Consider the following 16,467-nt stretch of genomic DNA (forward strand, 5'->3'; position numbering starts at 1 on the left):
ACGAGAACGCCACAGCAAATCGCTGTGGCGTTCGTCTTTATCCTGTCAGTCAGGCGATGTTACATGCCGGACAGCGCCAGGAAGAAGCCTGCGATGGTCGCAGACATCAGGTTGGACAGGGAACCTGCCAGCACGGCCTTCAGACCGAACTTGGCGATGGTGCCGCGACGGTTCGGTGCCATGGAGCCCAGACCACCCAGCAGGATGGCGACGGAGGACAGGTTGGCGAAGCCGCACAGGGCGAAGGAGATGATCGCCTTGGTGTGCTCGGACATGGCCACACCGTTGATCAGCACTTCATCCTTCAGGTAGGGGGCAAAGTTCAGGTAAGCCACGAACTCGTTGACCACCAGCTTCTGACCGATGAAGGAACCGGCCACGACCGCTTCGCTCCAGGGCACGCCGATCAGGAAGGCCAGCGGGGAGAACAGCCAGCCCAGCAGCAGCTCCAGGGAGAGTTGCGGGTAACCGAACCAGCCGCCCACACCGGAGAAGATGCCGTTGATCATGGCGATGAGGCCGATGAAGGCCAGCAGCATGGCACCCACGTTCAGGGCCAGTTGCAGACCGGCGGAGGCACCGGCGGCGGCAGCGTCGATCACGTTGGCAGGCTTGTCGTCCAGCTCACCTTCTGCGGTGTTCTCGTCGTAGCTCGGGGTCTCGGTTTCCGGTACCAGCAGCTTGGCGAACAGCAGACCACCCGGGGCAGCCATGAAGGAGGCGGCGATCAGGTATTCCATCTTGACGCCCATGGAGGCGTAACCGGCCAGCACGGAGCCGGCAACGGAAGCCAGACCACCACACATGACGGCAAACAGCTCGGAGTCGGTCATCTTGGAGATGAAGGGACGTACCACCAGCGGGGCTTCGGTCTGACCGACGAAGATGTTGGCAGTGGCGGAGAGGGATTCGGTACGAGAGGTGCCCAGCACCTTCTGCAGACCGCCGCCCAGCAGCTTGATCACCCACTGCATGATGCCGAGGTAGTAGAGTACCGCGATCAGGGAAGAGAAGAAGATGATGACGGGCAGGACGCGGAAGGCGAAGACGAAGCCACCGCCACCGAATACTTCGAACATCTTGTTGCCAACCAGACCACCGAACAGGAATTCGATGCCGTTCTGGCCATAACCGATGACGCTGGAGACGGCGTCGGACACGCCCACCAGGATGTCACGACCGACCGGCACGTAGAGCACGAAGGCCCCCAGACCGGCCTGGATGGCAAAGGCGCCACCTACGGTACGAATTTTGATTGCCTTGCGGTTGCTGGAGAACAGCACCGCAATCAGGACGAGCGTCGCCATCCCTACCAGACCCATTATCAGATTCATTATTAACACTTCCTCTTTAGTAGCACCTGCCAGCTTGTTAACGATTTGTGTATTGAAGCCGCTAATCAAGGGTGCGCATTATACTAATTACGGTGCGACAAAATAGAATACTGGTCACATTTTATAAGCCACAAACGGCCTGAACATCGTTTAATTAGACCGCAAACGATTTTTATGGGTCCTGTTTTTTATCACTCGGTCATCATTTGATAATCAAATGTTAATTTCATGATTTCCTGGGGGGAACAGCCGCCGGGTGGAGTCATGTAACACCGAAATAACATCCTCCAGCGGTTGCTGCCGCAATTGTGCCAACAAGCGGGCTATGGTCGGCAGGCTGGCCGGCGTGTTCACCTCTCCCTGCTGGCCTTGCAGCGGCATGTCGGGAGCGTCGGTTTCCAGCAGCAAGGCCTCCAGCGGCATCTGGCGTATCGCCTCCCGGGTCTTGTTGGCGCGCTCATAGCTGATGACCCCCCCGATCCCCAGCCTGAAACCCAGTTGCCAGAACACCTCCGCCTGATGCAGGGAGCCGCTGAAGGCGTGAATGACCCCCCCTTGTGGCGGAGTGAAGCGCCGCAGGATCTTGGCGACCGTGTCGTTGGCACGCACCGAGTGGACGATGAGGGGCAGCTCATGCGCCATGGCCAGCCGCACCTGCGCCTCGAACATCTCGACCTGCCCCTCCTGCGGCACATGGGAGCGCAGATCCAACCCGCACTCCCCCACGGCCACCAGCCCACGGGGCCGACTCGCCAGCAGGGTCTCCAACCGGGTCAGTGCATCCCGAGGCTGCTTGCCCACATACCAGGGATGGATCCCCAGGCCATAGCGGATGTCGTCGTGGCGCTCGGCCAGCGCCATCACCCGCCCCCAGTTTTCCTCTCCCACGGCGGGGATGATATACTCGCCCACCCCCAGCTGGCGCCACCGGGTCAGCAGCGCCTCCCTATCGGCGTCAAAGACCGGAAAATCGAGGTGGCAGTGGGTGTCTATCAATTCCATGTCGCGCTTACCTGTCTGTCGTACTCAATGGGTTCATTCCATGCCAACACACGTTTCCCGAGGCTTTACCCTGATAGAACTGGTGCTGGTCATCATCGTGCTGGGGATCCTGGCCGTGACCGCCCTGCCCCGCTTCATCAACATCCAGGACGACGGGCTCAAGAGCAGCGTCTCGTCCACGGCGGGCAGCTTTGCCAGTGCCGCCCGGCTCGCCCACGCCGGCTGGGCGGTCAAGGTGAAGGGGGAGCCCCTGGCACTCTACAACTTTAGCGGCATGGGCAGGCAGGATCTCGACATCAACAGCCATGGCTGGCCGGTGGGCACCAAGGAGGTCAGGGGCCCGATACCGTCTTCCCCGGTGGCGACAGCGATCAGATCTCCGTCAGCAGCCGGGACGACTGCGAGAGCCTGTTTGGCGCCCTGCTCGATACCGATCTGACGGTGGCCGATGAGTTGCACCAGGATTCAGACAGTGACTACATCTCCCGGCTCATCCCGGCAGACGCTCAGGCTGACGGCGCCCTTCGTCACGACAACTGCCGCTATACCCTGCGCAGCTCCGTGGGCCGCTTCCCGGCATACCCCGACGGGCTCTCGTTCGACTACAACAGCGTCACTGGCGCCGTGACTCGCCAGTTCCAGTGAGGTCGTCGCCCTTCTCCGGGCGCTTCTCGTCTTCATCATGTCGTACCGGCGCGCAGCAGCGCCGGTTCTCCGGTGTGAGTCCCCACTCCTGGCACCAGGCATCGTAGCGAGCCAGCCAACGCAGCAATATCCCCTTCATGGGCGCCTCCTTGTCTCGATGGTTTCCCCACAAGCCTGCCCCAATCCAACTCCCCAGACCAGCATCTCGGGGCCAGCGGCGTCATGGCCTGTCCAGCGGCAGCAGCAGCCCCATGGAAATCTCGTCCACATAGCCCTCGTCCAGCCGATAGGCCTGCCGTCTCACCCCTTCCTCCACAAACCCGCACTTGCGATACAAGGCGTGGGCCACCTCGTTGTGGGCCATCACTCCCAGCTCCAGCCGGTGGATACCGAGATCCCTCGCGGTCGCGATCAGGGTACGCAGCAACCGTTCCCCCCATCCCTGCCCGCGCGCCCCCGAACGCAGCCCCATCACCACCAGGGCGCAGTGGCGGTTGCGTGCCAGGCCGCCACCAAGGAGCGCGGCAAACCCTTGCACCTCCCCCGCCAGCTCCAGCAGCCACATGGCCTGATTGGGGGCCGCGACCATGGCCTCGAGCCGCCTGCGCTGCCCCGCTATGTCCGAGGGGCGCTCTCCCGCTTCATACAGCATGAAGCGGGTCTCCCTGTCCAGTTGCCCGAAGAAGCTGTCCAGCACCGCCGCATCCTCCACCCCTGCCATACGAATCATCACGCCGACCTCCCTGCCTGGTGGTTCTGCCGACCACGACCATAAAAAAAACGACTCCCTCAGGAGTCGTTTTTATCAGAGCCATCTGGCTAACGCCACGCCCTCGGCCCGATCAGGCTTTCGCTGGCAGGCTCAGGCAGGCGACCGCTTCCACCTGCATCGTGCGAGGGGAAGATCCCGAGCGACGATCAGGCCTTCGCTGGCAGGCTCAGGCGAGCAACGGCTTCCACGTGCATGGAGTGCGGGAACATGTCCACCGGCTGCACCTCGTCCAGCACGAAGCCCTGCTTGACCAGCCAGGCGAGATCCCGGGCCAGGGTCTGGGGGTTGCAGGAGACATAGACCAGACGGCGCGGCGCCATGGCCACCAGGGTCTGCAATACCGCCTTGTCACAGCCCTTGCGGGGCGGATCCATCACCACCACGTCGGCACTCACCCCGTCGGCATGCAGGGCAGGCATCAGCTGCTCCGCCTTGCCCACGTGGAACTCGGTCTGCTCGATGCCGTTGAGGGCCGCATTGCGACGGGCGTCGCTGATGGCGCTCTCCACCGACTCAATCCCCACCACCTTGGCGGCCTTGCCTGCCAGGAACAGGGAGATGGTGCCGATGCCGCAATAGATGTCGAACACCGTCTCGCTGCCGGTCAGCTCGCAATACTCCAGCGCCTTGGAGTAGAGCACGTCGGTCTGGCTCGGGTTGTTCTGGAAGAAGGAGAGGGGCGAGATCTCGAATTCGAGCTCGTGGATCTTGTCGCGGATCACCCCGCTGCCCAGCAGCACCCGGTTCTTGTCACCCAGGATGCGGTTGGTGCGCGCCTCGTTGATGTTCTGCACCAGAGTAGTGACCGGCAGATCCGCCAGGGCCGCCAGCAGCTCGGCTTCGAACGGCAGCGCTTCGCCCAGGGTCACCAGCACCACCATCAGCTCGCCGCTCTTGAAGCCCTTGCGGGTCATCAGGTTGCGCACGCAGCCGGTGTGGGCCACCTCGTCATAGGCCGCGATGTCGTGCTCGCGCATCCAGTTGCGTACCCGGGCATTGAGCTCCACGTGCAGGGAGTCCTGCACCGCGCAATCATCGGCGGTGATGAGGTCATGGGAGTGCTTGCGGTAGAAGCCGATCTCGGCGCCCGCCTCGCTGCCACGCACCGCGTACTGGGCCTTGTTGCGGTAGGCAAACGGCGTCTCCATGCCGAGGATGGGGTTGACCACGGCCTCACCCAGCCCGACCTGCTCCAGTGCGCTCTGCACCAGGCTCTGCTTGAGGGCAAGCTGGGCCGGATAGGCCAGCGGGCGCACCTGGCAGCCACCACATTCGGTGTTGGGGCAAAAATCGGCCACCCGATCGGCAGAGGGCTGGGTCAACTCGACCAGCTTGCCGTGCAGGTAGTTCGGTTTGACCTCGGTCAACTCGACCAGCGCCTGCTCACCGGGCAGCAGACCCTCGACAAACAGGGGGCGATCGAACAGGCGACCCTTGCCATCCCCCTTGTCGGTCAGTTCCAGAATATCGATCTGATGTTGGTGTCCCACTAACGGCATGAGCGGCTCCGAAGGCATGAAAGAGAGGGTGACGACGGGGCAGACCCGGCGACCCCGAATAAAGGGTGGCAGAGTTTAGCGGAGATCCGCCCAAAATGCAGGCATAAAAGACCCCGCAAACACAAATAGCGACCCCGGCCACCAGCGGCCCGGTCCGGGCAGCCTGGCCACCTCGCCCCAATAAAAAAACCGCCGGGCGGGGCCGGCGGTATGACATTCATGGCAGCAGGATCAATGGCTGTAGGCTTTCTCGCCGTGGCTGGTCACGTCCAGCCCTTCGCGCTCGGCATCTTCCTTCACCCGCAGACCGATCAGCAGGTCCACCAGCTTGTAGGCCACGGCCGAGACCAGGGCGGTCCAGACCACGGTCACCCCCACGCCGATGACCTGTACCTTGACCTGGGCCAGGATGGAGTACCCCTCGGCCACCTGGTTGGTCACATAGTCCCACACCCCGGTGCCGCCCAGATCCGGGCTGGCGAACACCCCGGTCAGCACGGCACCCAGGATCCCGCACACCCCGTGCAGGCCGAACACGTCCAGGCTGTCATCGGCCCCCAGCAGACGCTTGAGACCGTGCACGCCCCACAGACCAGCCACACCGCTGAGCAGGCCGATGATGAGGGCGCCCCCCACACCGACGAAACCGGCGGCAGGGGTGATGGCGACCAGACCCGCCACCGCACCGGAGACAGCGCCAAGCAGGGAGGGACGGCCCTTCATCGCCCACTCGGCGAAGGTCCAGGAGAGGGCGGCAGCGGCCGGTGCGATCCAGGTGTTGGCGAAGGCCAGGGCCGCCGTGCCGTTGGCTTCGAGGGAGGAGCCAGCGTTGAAGCCGAACCAGCCGAACCACAGCAGGGCGGCACCGATCATGGTCATGGTCAGGCTGTGGGGGGTCATGGGGTCACGGCCATAGCCAACCCGTTTGCCCACCATGAAGGCCCCTACCAGACCGGCCACCGCGGCGTTGATGTGCACCACGGTGCCGCCGGCGAAGTCCAGAGCGCCGTGCTGGAACAGATAGCCTGCGGTGGCACCGGCCGCTTCGGCGGCGGCCGCATCCGTGTAGGCATCCGGACCCGCCCAGTACCACACCATGTGCGCCATCGGGATATAGGCGAAGGTGAACCAGATCACCGCGAACAGCAGCACCGCCGAGAACTTCATCCGCTCGGCAAAGCCGCCGACGATGAGCCCGCAGGTGATGGCGGCAAAGGCGCCCTGGAACACCACGTAGATGAACTCGCTGATCCCGACCCCCTTGCTGAAGGTGGCGGCGATGGAATCCGGCGTCACCCCCATCAACAGCACCTTGTCGAAGGAGCCGTAGAAGGCGCCGCCCTCGGTGAAGGCCAGGGAGTAGCCGTAGACCACCCAGAGGACGGTGATGAGGCAGAACAGGGTGAACACCTGCATCAGCACGCTCAGCATATTCTTGGCGCGCACCAGGCCGCCGTAGAAGAGGGCGAGGCCCGGCACGGACATCAGGATCACCAGGGCCGCCGCCACCATCAGCCAGGTATTGTCCCCCTTGTTGATGGTCACGGTCGCGGCCGCCTGTACCACATCGGCCTGCGCGGCCACCTCTTCGGCCCAGCCCGGGGCGGCCATGGTGGCGGCCAGCGCCAGCAGGCCAGTCATTACGAGTCTCTTGAACATACAGCCCTCTCCTTGTCGTCCCGGCATCCGGGTCCATTTCCTGATATGCATTTCCAACCTGGCCACCTGCCCACCGCACCTGTGTGGCTCACGGAGACATCATGGCGACATAACATGGGGAAAGCATAAAGCAGGCCAAGAAAAATAATTCTTTTATTTCATGGAGTTATGTTTTTATCACATTCAACACGCACCATCTTGGCGCACGATGCCCGGTTACAGGGGGAAAATCGCACTTTGGCTGTGCATTGCCGGGAAAATGCACCAGGATGACCCAACCACCTCACAATGACGGGGCGAACCCGTGGTGATGTCACCCTGGCAGGCTTACCTATCCCGCTAAGGTATTTATGAAATAAATGAAATGGGCCATACCATGGTGAAATCAAATGAGGCTGACGGCCAATATCCCCCCATCCGAGGGGCACAAGCACTTTAAGAGTGCAAACGCGCGCCATTCGTCTGGCCTGCCCCGAAATGCCCGGTCATACTGGCAAGCCATCCTCCCCTGTTCCCAGCGCCGCGAGGAGCCCATGCCCAATCTCAACGTGACCGAAATCAAGGCCTTCGTGCCTGCCCGGGATTTCACACTGTCAAAGCAGTTCTATCAGGATCTCGGCTTTACCCTGGCCTCCGATGGCGACGGCGTGGCCTATTTTCATCTCGGCAACGCAAGCTTCCTGCTGCAGGATGGCAACCCCCCGGGGCTGGCCGAGCAGCTCATGATGCACCTCCTGGTGGAGGACGTGGCCGCCTGGCAGGAGCAGGTGACAACGAGCCAGCTTGCCCGCCGCTATGGCGTCAGGGTCACGGAGCTCGTCACCCAGCCGTGGCGCATGAAGGAGTTCTGTCTGTACGACCCCTCAGGCGTGCTGTGGCGCATCGCGCAGAACATCGACTGAGGGGATGGCAGTCCGAGAGGTTGATGGCCCGAGAGCCTGTGGGTCTGAAGGTCTGAGAGTCTGAGGGTCTGAGGGTCTGAGGGTCTGAGGGTCTGTGGGTCTGTGGGTCTGTGGGTCTGTGGGTCTGTGGGTCTATGGGTCTGTGGGTCTGTGGGTCTGTGGGTCTGTGGGTCTGTGGGTACACCTCTTCGCACCGCCCGGAAAAACAAAAGGCCATCCGCGAGGATGGCCTTTTGTCATGGAATCTGATGGTGCCCGGGGTCGGACTCGAACCGACACGTATTGCTACGGCGGATTTTGAATCCGCTGCGTCTACCGATTTCGCCACCCGGGCAGCTGCGAGGGATTATACGAATGGCGCTTGGCCATGCAAGGTGTTTTTCTTGCGCCCACCGTTGTTTGCTCATTTATTCAACGCCTTGCCGATGCCAGGCCAGTTACATAGAATGCCCGCATCATATTAATGGAATAATCATCATGGCCAAGCGCAAGACCCCCTCCCCTCTCCAGCCTGCTCCCCGGCATCCCTCCGCCGGTCTGCTGCGCCGCCTCGGCGCCCTGCTCTATGACTATCTGGTGGTGATTGCCCTGCTGATCATCGCCGGCTTCATCGGCATGGGGGTGGCCCACCTGCTGCTGGCCACCGGCATGGCGCACGTTCCCGAGGGCAAGGATGCCGCCTGGCTGCTCACCAGCCCCCTCTACAGCGCCTGGCTGGCCTTCGTCATCTGCGGTTTCTACACCTGGTTCTGGGTCCGCGCCGGCCAGACCATCGGCATGCGGGCCTGGCGCCTGCGCATCCAGAACCTGGACGGCAGCAACATTCGCGTCACCCAGGCCCTGATCCGGCTCGCCACCTCGGCCTTTGGCCTGGGTAACCTGCTGTGTGTGTTCAATCGCGCCCGCCCCCGCGCCTTCCAGGACATCTGGGCCGAGTGCGAGGTGGTGGTGCTCGGCAAGGCGGAAAACCTGGAGCAGCTCAATCGCTGATCCCAAGACGGCAACGAAAAGGGCACCCCGAGGTGCCCTTTTTGTTGACCAGAACTGACGGCTTGCAGCCCAGAACCTTGACGGAAACGGTGCATCGAGAGCAATGGCCGCCTGTTGTCAGCAGCCCGCCGCCCTTCAGGCCGCTACTGCTTGCGGCTCAGGATATAGAAGGAGATGCCGCCAAACAGCAGGCTGGGTGCGATGGCCGCGAGGATGGGCGGGACCGCATAGACCAGGCTGACCGGGCCGAACACCCTGTCGCTCACATAGACCGCGAAGCCGGTCATGATCCCCATCAGCATCCGCGCCCCCATGCTCACCGAGCGCAGCGGGCCGAAGATGAAGGAGGAGGCGAGCAGTATCATGGCCACCACGGAGAGCGGTGAGAGCAGCTTGCGCCACATCTCCAGCTTGTAGCGTCCGGCATCCTGCTTGTTGGCATCCAGATAACCGATGTAGTCCCGCAGCCCCGAGATGGGCAGGTTCTCGGGATCGATGCTGACCACCCCGAGCTGCTTGGGGGTCAGCTCGGATTGCCAGGCCATCTGGGCATGCTGTTCGTCCTGGATCCGGGTGGGATCGTCAAACCGGGTGATGTGCACCTGTTTCAGCAGCCAGTGGTGATCCTCGAACACCCCCTCCTTCGCCTGCACCACGTCGATCAGGTTGCGGGACGGAGTGAAGCGGTAGAGGGTGATGCCGGTCAGGGCGCCATCGTTGCGCACCCCGTTGATGTTGACGAAGTTGTTGCCATCCCGTGCCCAGACCCCGTAGGCCGAGACCGTGAGCCGCCCTTCCGACATGGCCCCCGCCTTGATGTCATCCGCCATCCGCTTGGCGGCCGGTGCGACGTACTCGCCCATCAGCCCCACCAGCAGCATCAGGGGAATGGCGGTCTTGAGCGCCGCCATGACGATGCTGATCTTGGAGCGTCCCGCCGCCTGCATCACCACCAGCTCGGAGCTGGTCGCGAGCTGGCCCAGACCGATGAGGCCACCGAGCAGGGCCGCCAGGGGGAAGAAGAGCACCGCCTCCTTGGGCATGGAGAGCAGCACGTAGTAGAGGGCGTTGAGCATGTCGTAGTTGCCTTCCCCGACCGCCTTCAACTGCTCCACGTACTTGATGAGCGCGGCGAGCCCGACCAGGGTCAGCTCGCACAGCAGGATCGACATGAAGATGACCCTGCCTATGTATCTATCGAGAATGCCGAACATCAGCAGAGACTCCCAGGTTGCAGCATCATGCTGACTTTCTCTTGAACAATTGCCCTTTGACCCCGTTCCACCAGCTGGTGCCATGCAGGTTGAGAGGCAACCCTATCAGCAGCAGATAGATCAGGGGCACCAGGAACATCCCGGGCCAGTGGGGCAGACGCCCGCTGTCGATGGCCGACCGGGCGGCACTGAGCAGCAGGAAATAGGAGAGATAGAGCAGGATGGCCGGCAGCAGCTTGGCGTAACGCCCCTGACGGGGATTGACCCGCGCCATCGGCACCACCAGGAAGGTGAGCACCAGGATGGAGAGGGGCAGCGACAGGCGCCACTGCAATTCGGCCATCAGCTGATTGTCCTGGGTGCCGAGCAATGCCAGGGTCGGCTTGGCCGCCGCCTTGCGGTTGGATCGCTCCATCTCCTGCTGGCGGATCACCAAGCTGTATTCACGGAACTCCGAGACCTGGAACTGCTTGCCGGTGAAATGCCCCTCGTAGCGCGAGCCATCCTTCAGGGTCAGCCACTGCAAGCCATTGCTGTCGGCGGTCACCTGCCCCTCGTTGGCCACCACCACTGACGGGGGTGAGCCACCCTCGGCCCGTTGCAGCACGAAGATTTTCTGCAACTCCGACCCCTTGTCGTTCAGATCCTGGATGTAGGCCACCAGGCGCCCCTTGTCGAGCTCCATGAAGCGGCCGGCCTGCAGGAAAGAGATACCGGGATCGGCCTTGAACTCGTCGATCACCTGGTACTCCCGCTCCTTGGCCTGGGGGGCGATCCAGCCGGTGTTGAACGCCGCGACGGCGGCGGTCAGCAAGGCCAGCACCAGGGCGCTGCCCATGATGAAACGGTGACTGAAACCCACCGCGTGCATCACCGTCATCTCGCTTTCCGCGTACAAACGGCCGTGAGCAAACAGAATGGCTAAAAACAGACTGATAGGCAGCATCAACAACGCCATATTCGGCAGGTTGAGCAGCAGGAGGGTGGATACCAGGCGCGTCGGCACCTCACCATCGGCGGCATCGCCAATGATCTGGATAAATTGCTGGCTGACGAAGATAAGCAGCAGCACGAACAGCACCGCCAGCTGGGTTTTCAGGGTCTCCCTGAACAAATATCGGAAAACGATCACAGTCATTCCCAAGTAAACTTGTGTTTTTAGTCGAATGCCTGAAAAATAGGGCCCTATATTGGATTTTTACCAGTTTGAACTGCGGAGCCTGTGACTGTTCGCTCCGCCTCTGATACCCCAACAAGCACCGCATTATTCAATAAATGGTGCCTTTTGTCTTTAGGATGTAGGAGATTCCATGGAGTTCAGTGTAAAGAGTGGCAGTCCTGAGAAGCAACGCAGTGCCTGCGTCGTGGTCGGCGTTTTTGAGCCCCGCCGCCTCTCTCCGGTTGCCGAACAGCTGGACAAGATCAGCGACGGCTACCTCAGCTCGCTGCTGCGCCGTGGCGACCTGGAAGGGAAACCGGGCCAGATGCTGCTGCTGCATCAAGTACCGGGCGTGCTCAGCGAGCGCGTACTGCTGGTCGGGTGCGGCAAGGAGCGCGAACTCGACGAGCGCCAGTACAAGCAGATCATCAACAAGACCATCACCACCCTGAACGAAACCGGCTCCATGGAAGCGGTCTGCTTCCTGACCGAGCTGCACGTCAAGGGTCGGGATACCTACTGGAAGGTGCGTCAGGCGGTGGAAACCACCAAGGCAGGCCTCTACAGCTTCGATCAGTTCAAGACCAACAAGGCCGAACCGCGCCGTCCGTTGCGCAAGCTGGTCTTCAACGTGCCGACGCGTCGGGAACTGACCATAGGCGAGCGCGCCATCAACCACGGCCTGGCCGTGGCGAAAGGGGTGCGCATCTGCCGCGACGTGGCGAACATGCCGCCCAACGTCTGCAATCCCGCCTACCTCGCCTCCCAGGCCCGCCGTCTGGCGGATGCCTATGACAACATCACCACCAGGGTGGTGGGGGAGCAGGAGATGGCCGAGCTCGGCATGAACTCCTACCTCGCAGTGGCCCGCGGCTCCGAGAACGAAGCCATGATGGCCATCATCGAGTACAAGGGCAACGCCGACGCCAAGCCCATCGTGCTGGTGGGCAAGGGGCTGACCTTCGACTCCGGCGGCATCTCCATCAAGCCGGCAGACGGCATGGACGAGATGAAGTACGACATGGGTGGCGCCGCCTCCGTGCTCGGCACCATGCACGCCCTGGCCCAGTTGCAGCTGCCCATCAACGTCATCGGTGTGCTGGCGGGCTGCGAGAACATGCCGGGGGGCAACGCCTACCGCCCCGGTGACATCCTCACTACCATGTCCGGCCAGACCGTCGAGGTGCTCAACACCGACGCCGAAGGCCGCCTGGTGCTGTGCGATGCCCTCACCTATGTGGACCGCTACGATCCCGAGACCGTGATCGACGTGGCGACCCTGACCGGTGCCTGCATCATCGCCCTTGGCCACCATACCTCTGGCCTCTTGGCGAACCACAACCCCCTGGCCCACGAGCTGCTCAACGCCTCCGAACAGGCCGGCGATCGCGCCTGGCGTCTGCCCCTGTTCGACGAGTATCAGGAGCAGCTGGAAAGCCCGTTCGCGGACATGGCCAACATCGGTGGCCGTCCGGCCGGTACCATCACCGCCGCCGCCTTCCTGTCGCGCTTCACCAAGAAGTACAACTGGGCCCACCTGGATATCGCAGGGACCGCCTGGAAGAGCGGCAAGGAAAAGGGCTCCACCGGCCGTCCTGTGCCCCTGCTGACCCAGTTCCTGCTCAACCGGGCCGGCGTGGCGGACGTCGAAGACAAGGAGTGATCCCCTTCCCCATCGACTCGAAGAGCGATGCGAGAAGGCGTTACCCTGTATCACAAGGAAGAGGCCTGCCTCTTCCTTGTTTCATTGAGAGAATCCGGGAAGTCCGTGCCAGACGCGGCTCCCGAAGACGGCCAATCGCTGTCCGTCACAGCCAAACGGGACCGACCTGATGAGCCAAGTGACCTTTTACCTGATGAGCCAGCCCGATGATGCAGATGCCTCCGCCGTCGAGCGCCTCGCCTGCCAGCTTGCGGCCGATGGCTGGAGCGCAGGCCACCTCTATCTGCTGTGCGAGGACGAGGCCCAGGCCCTGCGTCTGGACGAGTTGTTGTGGCAGTTGCCGCCCGATCGCTTCGTGCCGCACCAGTTGCAGGGGGAGCGCGGTCAGGCACCGGTGGAGATAGGCCATCAGCCGCCACGGCGGCGCTATGCCTGCCTCATCAACCTGGCCCGGCAGACACCTTTGTTTGCAGGACACTTCGCTCAAGTGGTAGATTTTGTCCCCACTGACGAAACGCAAAAGCAGCAAGCCCGCGAGCGCTACAAGCACTATCGCCAGGCGGGCCATACCCTCGAGATGAGGGATCAGCCCGTCCTTGCCGCACCGGATCCGGCGCAGCCCTGACTGTGCCACCCTCGATCCACGACGAATCAACACCAGACTCCATCCATCCAGAATACGGCGAGACCATGGAAAAGACTTTTAATCACAACGCCATCGAACAGGCGCTCTACCAGCACTGGGAAGCCCAGGGTTACTTCAAGCCCCACGGCGACACCAGCAAAGACTCCTTCTGCATCATGATCCCGCCGCCGAACGTCACCGGCAGCCTGCACATGGGTCACGCCTTCCAGCAGACCCTGATGGATACCCTGATCCGCTACAACCGCATGCAGGGCAAGAACACCCTGTGGCAGGCGGGTACCGACCACGCCGGTATCGCCACCCAGATGGTGGTTGAGCGCAAGATCGCCGCAGAAGAGGGCAAGACTCGCCACGATTACGGCCGCGAAGCCTTCATCGACAAGATCTGGCAGTGGAAGGAAGAGTCCGGTGGCACCATCACCCGTCAGATGCGCCGTCTGGGTGACTCCGTGGATTGGGAGCGCGAGCGCTTCACCATGGATGAGGGTCTCTCCGCCGCCGTCCAGGAAGTGTTCGTGCGCCTGTACGAAGACGGCCTGATGTACCGCGGCAAGCGTCTGGTGAACTGGGATCCCAAGCTCAACACCGCCATCTCCGACCTGGAAGTGGAAAACCGCGAGATCAAGGGCCACATGTGGCACCTTCGCTACCCGCTGGCCAACGGCGCCAAGACCGCCGAAGGCCAGGATCACCTGATCGTCGCCACCACCCGTCCGGAAACCATGCTGGGTGATACCGCCGTGGCCGTGAACCCGGAAGACCCCCGCTACAAGGCGCTGATCGGCCAGCACATCCTGCTGCCGCTGGTGAACCGTCTGATACCCATCGTTGCCGACGAACACGCCGACATGGAAAAGGGCACCGGCTGCGTGAAAATCACCCCGGCCCACGACTTCAACGACAACGAAGTGGGCAAGCGCCACAACCTGCCGATGATCAACATCTTCACCCTGGACGCCCACGTGCGTGCCGAGGCCGAAGTGGTCGATACCAATGGCAACCCGAGCACCGCCTATGACGCCGCCCTGCCGACCGAGTTCGCCGGGATGGAGCGCTTCGCCGCCCGCAAGGCCATCGTCGCCAAGCTGGACGAGCTGGGCCTCCTGGCCGAGATCAAGGATCATGTGCTGCAACAGCCTTACGGCGATCGCGGCGGCGTGCCCATCGAGCCCATGCTGACCGACCAGTGGTACGTCCGCGTGGCCCCCATGGCCAAGACCGCCATCGAGGCGGTGGAAGATGGCCGCATCCAGTTCGTGCCGAAGCAGTACGAAAACATGTACTTCTCCTGGATGCGCGACATTCAGGACTGGTGCGTCTCCCGTCAGCTGTGGTGGGGTCACCGCATCCCGGCCTGGTATGACGATGCCGGCAACGTCTACGTGGGCCGCAACGAAGAGGAAGTGCGCGCCAAGCACAGCATCCCGTCCGTGACCGTGCTGCGTCAGGACGAAGACGTGCTCGACACCTGGTTCAGCTCCGCTCTGTGGACCTTCTCCACCCTGGGCTGGCCGAACAACACCGAGGCGCTCAAGACCTTCCACCCGACCGACGTGCTGATGAGCGGCTTCGACATCATCTTCTTCTGGATTGCCCGGATGATCATGATGACCATGCACTTCATCAAGGACGAAAACGGCCAGCCGCAAGTCCCGTTCAAGACCGTCTACATCACTGGCCTCATCCGTGACGAAGAAGGCCAGAAGATGTCCAAGTCCAAGGGCAACGTGCTGGATCCGCTCGACATGATCGACGGCATCTCGCTGGAAGATCTGCTGGAGAAGCGCACCGGCAACATGATGCAGCCGCAGATGGCCGAGAAGATCGGCAAGCGCACCGCCAAGCAGTTCCCGGAAGGGATCGAGGCCCACGGCACCGACGCCCTGCGCTTCACCCTGGCGGCGCTGGCCTCTACCGGTCGTGACATCAACTGGGACATGAAGCGCCTGGATGGCTACAACAACTTCTGCAACAAGCTGTGGAACGCCTCCCGCTATGTGCTGATGAACACCGAAGATCAGGATTGCGGCTTTGCCGGTGGCGAGATGCAGTTCAGCCTGGCGGATCGCTGGATCCAGTCCCAGCTGCAAGTGGCCATCCGAGACTTCCGCACCGCCCTCGATACCTACCGCTTCGACATCGCTGCAGGCGTCTTGTACGAATTTATCTGGAACCAGTTCTGTGACTGGTATCTGGAGCTGACCAAGCCGGTACTGACCAAGGGCTCCGAGGCCGAGCAGCGCGCTGCCCGCCACACCCTCGTCAGTGTCCTCGAGACCCTGCTGCGCCTGGCACACCCGATCATCCCGTTCATCACCGAAACCATCTGGAAATCGGTCGCCCCGCTGGCCGGCGTACACGCCGACACCATCATGATTCAGGCTTTCCCGGAATTCGACGCAGCCAAGCTGGACGACGCCGCGATGGCGGATCAGGAGTGGGTGAAGGAGTTCATCGTCAGCATCCGCAACATCCGCGCCGAGATGAACGTGGCCCCGAGCGTGCCCCTCAACGTGCTGCTCCAGTGCGATGCCAAGGATGCCCAGCGCGCCGCTGACAACGAGGCCTTCCTCAAGTCGCTGGCCCGTCTGGAATCCATCCGCGTACTGGCGGCCGGTGAAACCGCCCCGCTGTCGGTCAAGAAATTGATCGGTGCCACCGAGCTGATGATCCCGATGGCCGGTCTCATCGACAAGGAAGCCGAGCTGGCCCGTCTGGCCAAAGAGGTGGCCCGTCTGGTGGGCGAGTGCGGCCGCATCGAAGGCAAGCTCGGCAACGAAGCCTTCGTCGCCAAGGCGCCGGAAGCGGTCATCATCAAGGAGCGCGAGAAGCTGGAAGATTACCGTCTCCAGCTGACCAAGCTGGAAGCCCAGCAGGCCGAGATCGCCGCGCTCTAAGCCACAGCGCAACATGACAAGCCCCCGTTTATCGGGGGCTTTTTCATGTCAGGGGTTCAGTTCTCCCTCTCCTGCCCCGCAGTTT

General features: G+C 62.4%; 13 protein-coding genes, 1 tRNA gene and 1 pseudogene. 6 read left to right on the forward strand and 9 right to left on the reverse strand.

Translation table 11 applies throughout. The features are described from left to right. Nucleotides 1-59 precede the first annotated feature (59 nt). Nucleotides 60-1,334 (reverse strand): NupC/NupG family nucleoside CNT transporter, encoded by a 1,275-nt coding sequence (locus PG879_RS00630; RefSeq protein WP_039039944.1) that lies wholly within the window; start codon nt 1,332-1,334, stop codon nt 60-62. Between the two features lie 213 nt (nt 1,335-1,547). Further along, entirely contained in the window at nt 1,548-2,336 is a 789-nt protein-coding gene (locus tag PG879_RS00635; RefSeq protein WP_161653085.1) for a TatD family hydrolase, read from the reverse strand. A 40-nt stretch (nt 2,337-2,376) separates the two neighbouring features. Between PG879_RS00635 and tppF the strand changes: the two are divergent. Further along, nucleotides 2,377-2,981: pseudogene (gene tppF, locus PG879_RS00640) on the forward strand (type IVa pilus pseudopilin TppF). On the opposite strand, the gene PG879_RS00645 reads toward tppF, so the two are convergent. The 4 genes from PG879_RS00645 to amt form a co-directional block, all read right to left on the reverse strand. Beyond that, nucleotides 2,950-3,120: a DUF5363 family protein gene (locus PG879_RS00645; RefSeq protein WP_167418745.1), complete on the reverse strand. Its 171-nt coding sequence runs from the start codon at nt 3,118-3,120 to the stop codon at nt 2,950-2,952. The pseudogene tppF and the gene PG879_RS00645 overlap by 32 nt on opposite strands. A gap of 81 nt (nt 3,121-3,201) precedes the next feature. Beyond that, nucleotides 3,202-3,711, reverse strand: a complete 510-nt coding sequence (locus PG879_RS00650) for a GNAT family N-acetyltransferase (protein WP_210556020.1) — start codon at nt 3,709-3,711, stop codon at nt 3,202-3,204. 188 nt (nt 3,712-3,899) lie between these two features. After that, nucleotides 3,900-5,252 (reverse strand): 23S rRNA (uracil(1939)-C(5))-methyltransferase RlmD, encoded by a 1,353-nt coding sequence (gene rlmD / locus PG879_RS00655; RefSeq protein WP_039039940.1) that lies wholly within the window; start codon nt 5,250-5,252, stop codon nt 3,900-3,902. Nucleotides 5,253-5,483: 231 nt separating this feature from the next. Further along, on the reverse strand, nt 5,484-6,911 hold the full coding sequence (amt, locus tag PG879_RS00660; RefSeq protein ID WP_010673021.1) for an ammonium transporter: 1,428 nt from the start codon (nt 6,909-6,911) through the stop codon (nt 5,484-5,486). A gap of 533 nt (nt 6,912-7,444) precedes the next feature. Here amt and PG879_RS00665 point away from each other — a divergent pair. Beyond that, entirely contained in the window at nt 7,445-7,813 is a 369-nt protein-coding gene (locus tag PG879_RS00665; RefSeq protein ID WP_210556017.1) for a VOC family protein, read from the forward strand. A 249-nt stretch (nt 7,814-8,062) separates the two neighbouring features. On the opposite strand, the gene PG879_RS00670 is transcribed toward PG879_RS00665, so the two are convergent. Further along, nucleotides 8,063-8,147, reverse strand: a tRNA-Leu gene (locus PG879_RS00670). Between the two features lie 143 nt (nt 8,148-8,290). Between PG879_RS00670 and PG879_RS00675 the strand changes: the two genes are divergently transcribed. After that, a complete protein-coding gene (locus PG879_RS00675) occupies nt 8,291-8,803 on the forward strand; it encodes an RDD family protein (RefSeq protein ID WP_161470421.1) in 513 nt (170 codons plus the stop codon). Nucleotides 8,804-8,946: 143 nt separating this feature from the next. On the opposite strand, the gene lptG is transcribed toward PG879_RS00675, so the two are convergent. Next, a complete protein-coding gene (lptG, locus tag PG879_RS00680; RefSeq protein WP_041210919.1) occupies nt 8,947-10,017 on the reverse strand; it encodes an LPS export ABC transporter permease LptG in 1,071 nt (356 codons plus the stop codon). 25 nt (nt 10,018-10,042) lie between these two features. After that, the gene (lptF, locus tag PG879_RS00685) at nt 10,043-11,155 is read right to left on the reverse strand and encodes an LPS export ABC transporter permease LptF (RefSeq protein WP_210556018.1); all 1,113 of its coding nucleotides are present in this window, start codon (nt 11,153-11,155) and stop codon (nt 10,043-10,045) included. Between the two features lie 172 nt (nt 11,156-11,327). Between lptF and pepA the strand changes: the two genes are divergently transcribed. The 3 genes from pepA (at nt 11,328) to PG879_RS00700 (ending at nt 16,382) form a co-directional block, all read left to right on the forward strand. Then, on the forward strand, nt 11,328-12,839 hold the full coding sequence (pepA, locus tag PG879_RS00690) for a leucyl aminopeptidase (RefSeq protein ID WP_010672960.1): 1,512 nt from the start codon (nt 11,328-11,330) through the stop codon (nt 12,837-12,839). Nucleotides 12,840-13,008: 169 nt separating this feature from the next. Next, nucleotides 13,009-13,464: a DNA polymerase III subunit chi gene (locus tag PG879_RS00695; RefSeq protein WP_270829605.1), complete on the forward strand. Its 456-nt coding sequence runs from the start codon at nt 13,009-13,011 to the stop codon at nt 13,462-13,464. Nucleotides 13,465-13,529: 65 nt separating this feature from the next. Next, on the forward strand, nt 13,530-16,382 hold the full coding sequence (locus PG879_RS00700) for a valine--tRNA ligase (RefSeq protein WP_210556019.1): 2,853 nt from the start codon (nt 13,530-13,532) through the stop codon (nt 16,380-16,382). Nucleotides 16,383-16,467: the final 85 nt, after the last annotated feature.

Source organism: Aeromonas sp. QDB63, from assembly GCF_027707425.1.
Lineage (GTDB): Bacteria > Pseudomonadota > Gammaproteobacteria > Enterobacterales > Aeromonadaceae > Aeromonas > Aeromonas caviae.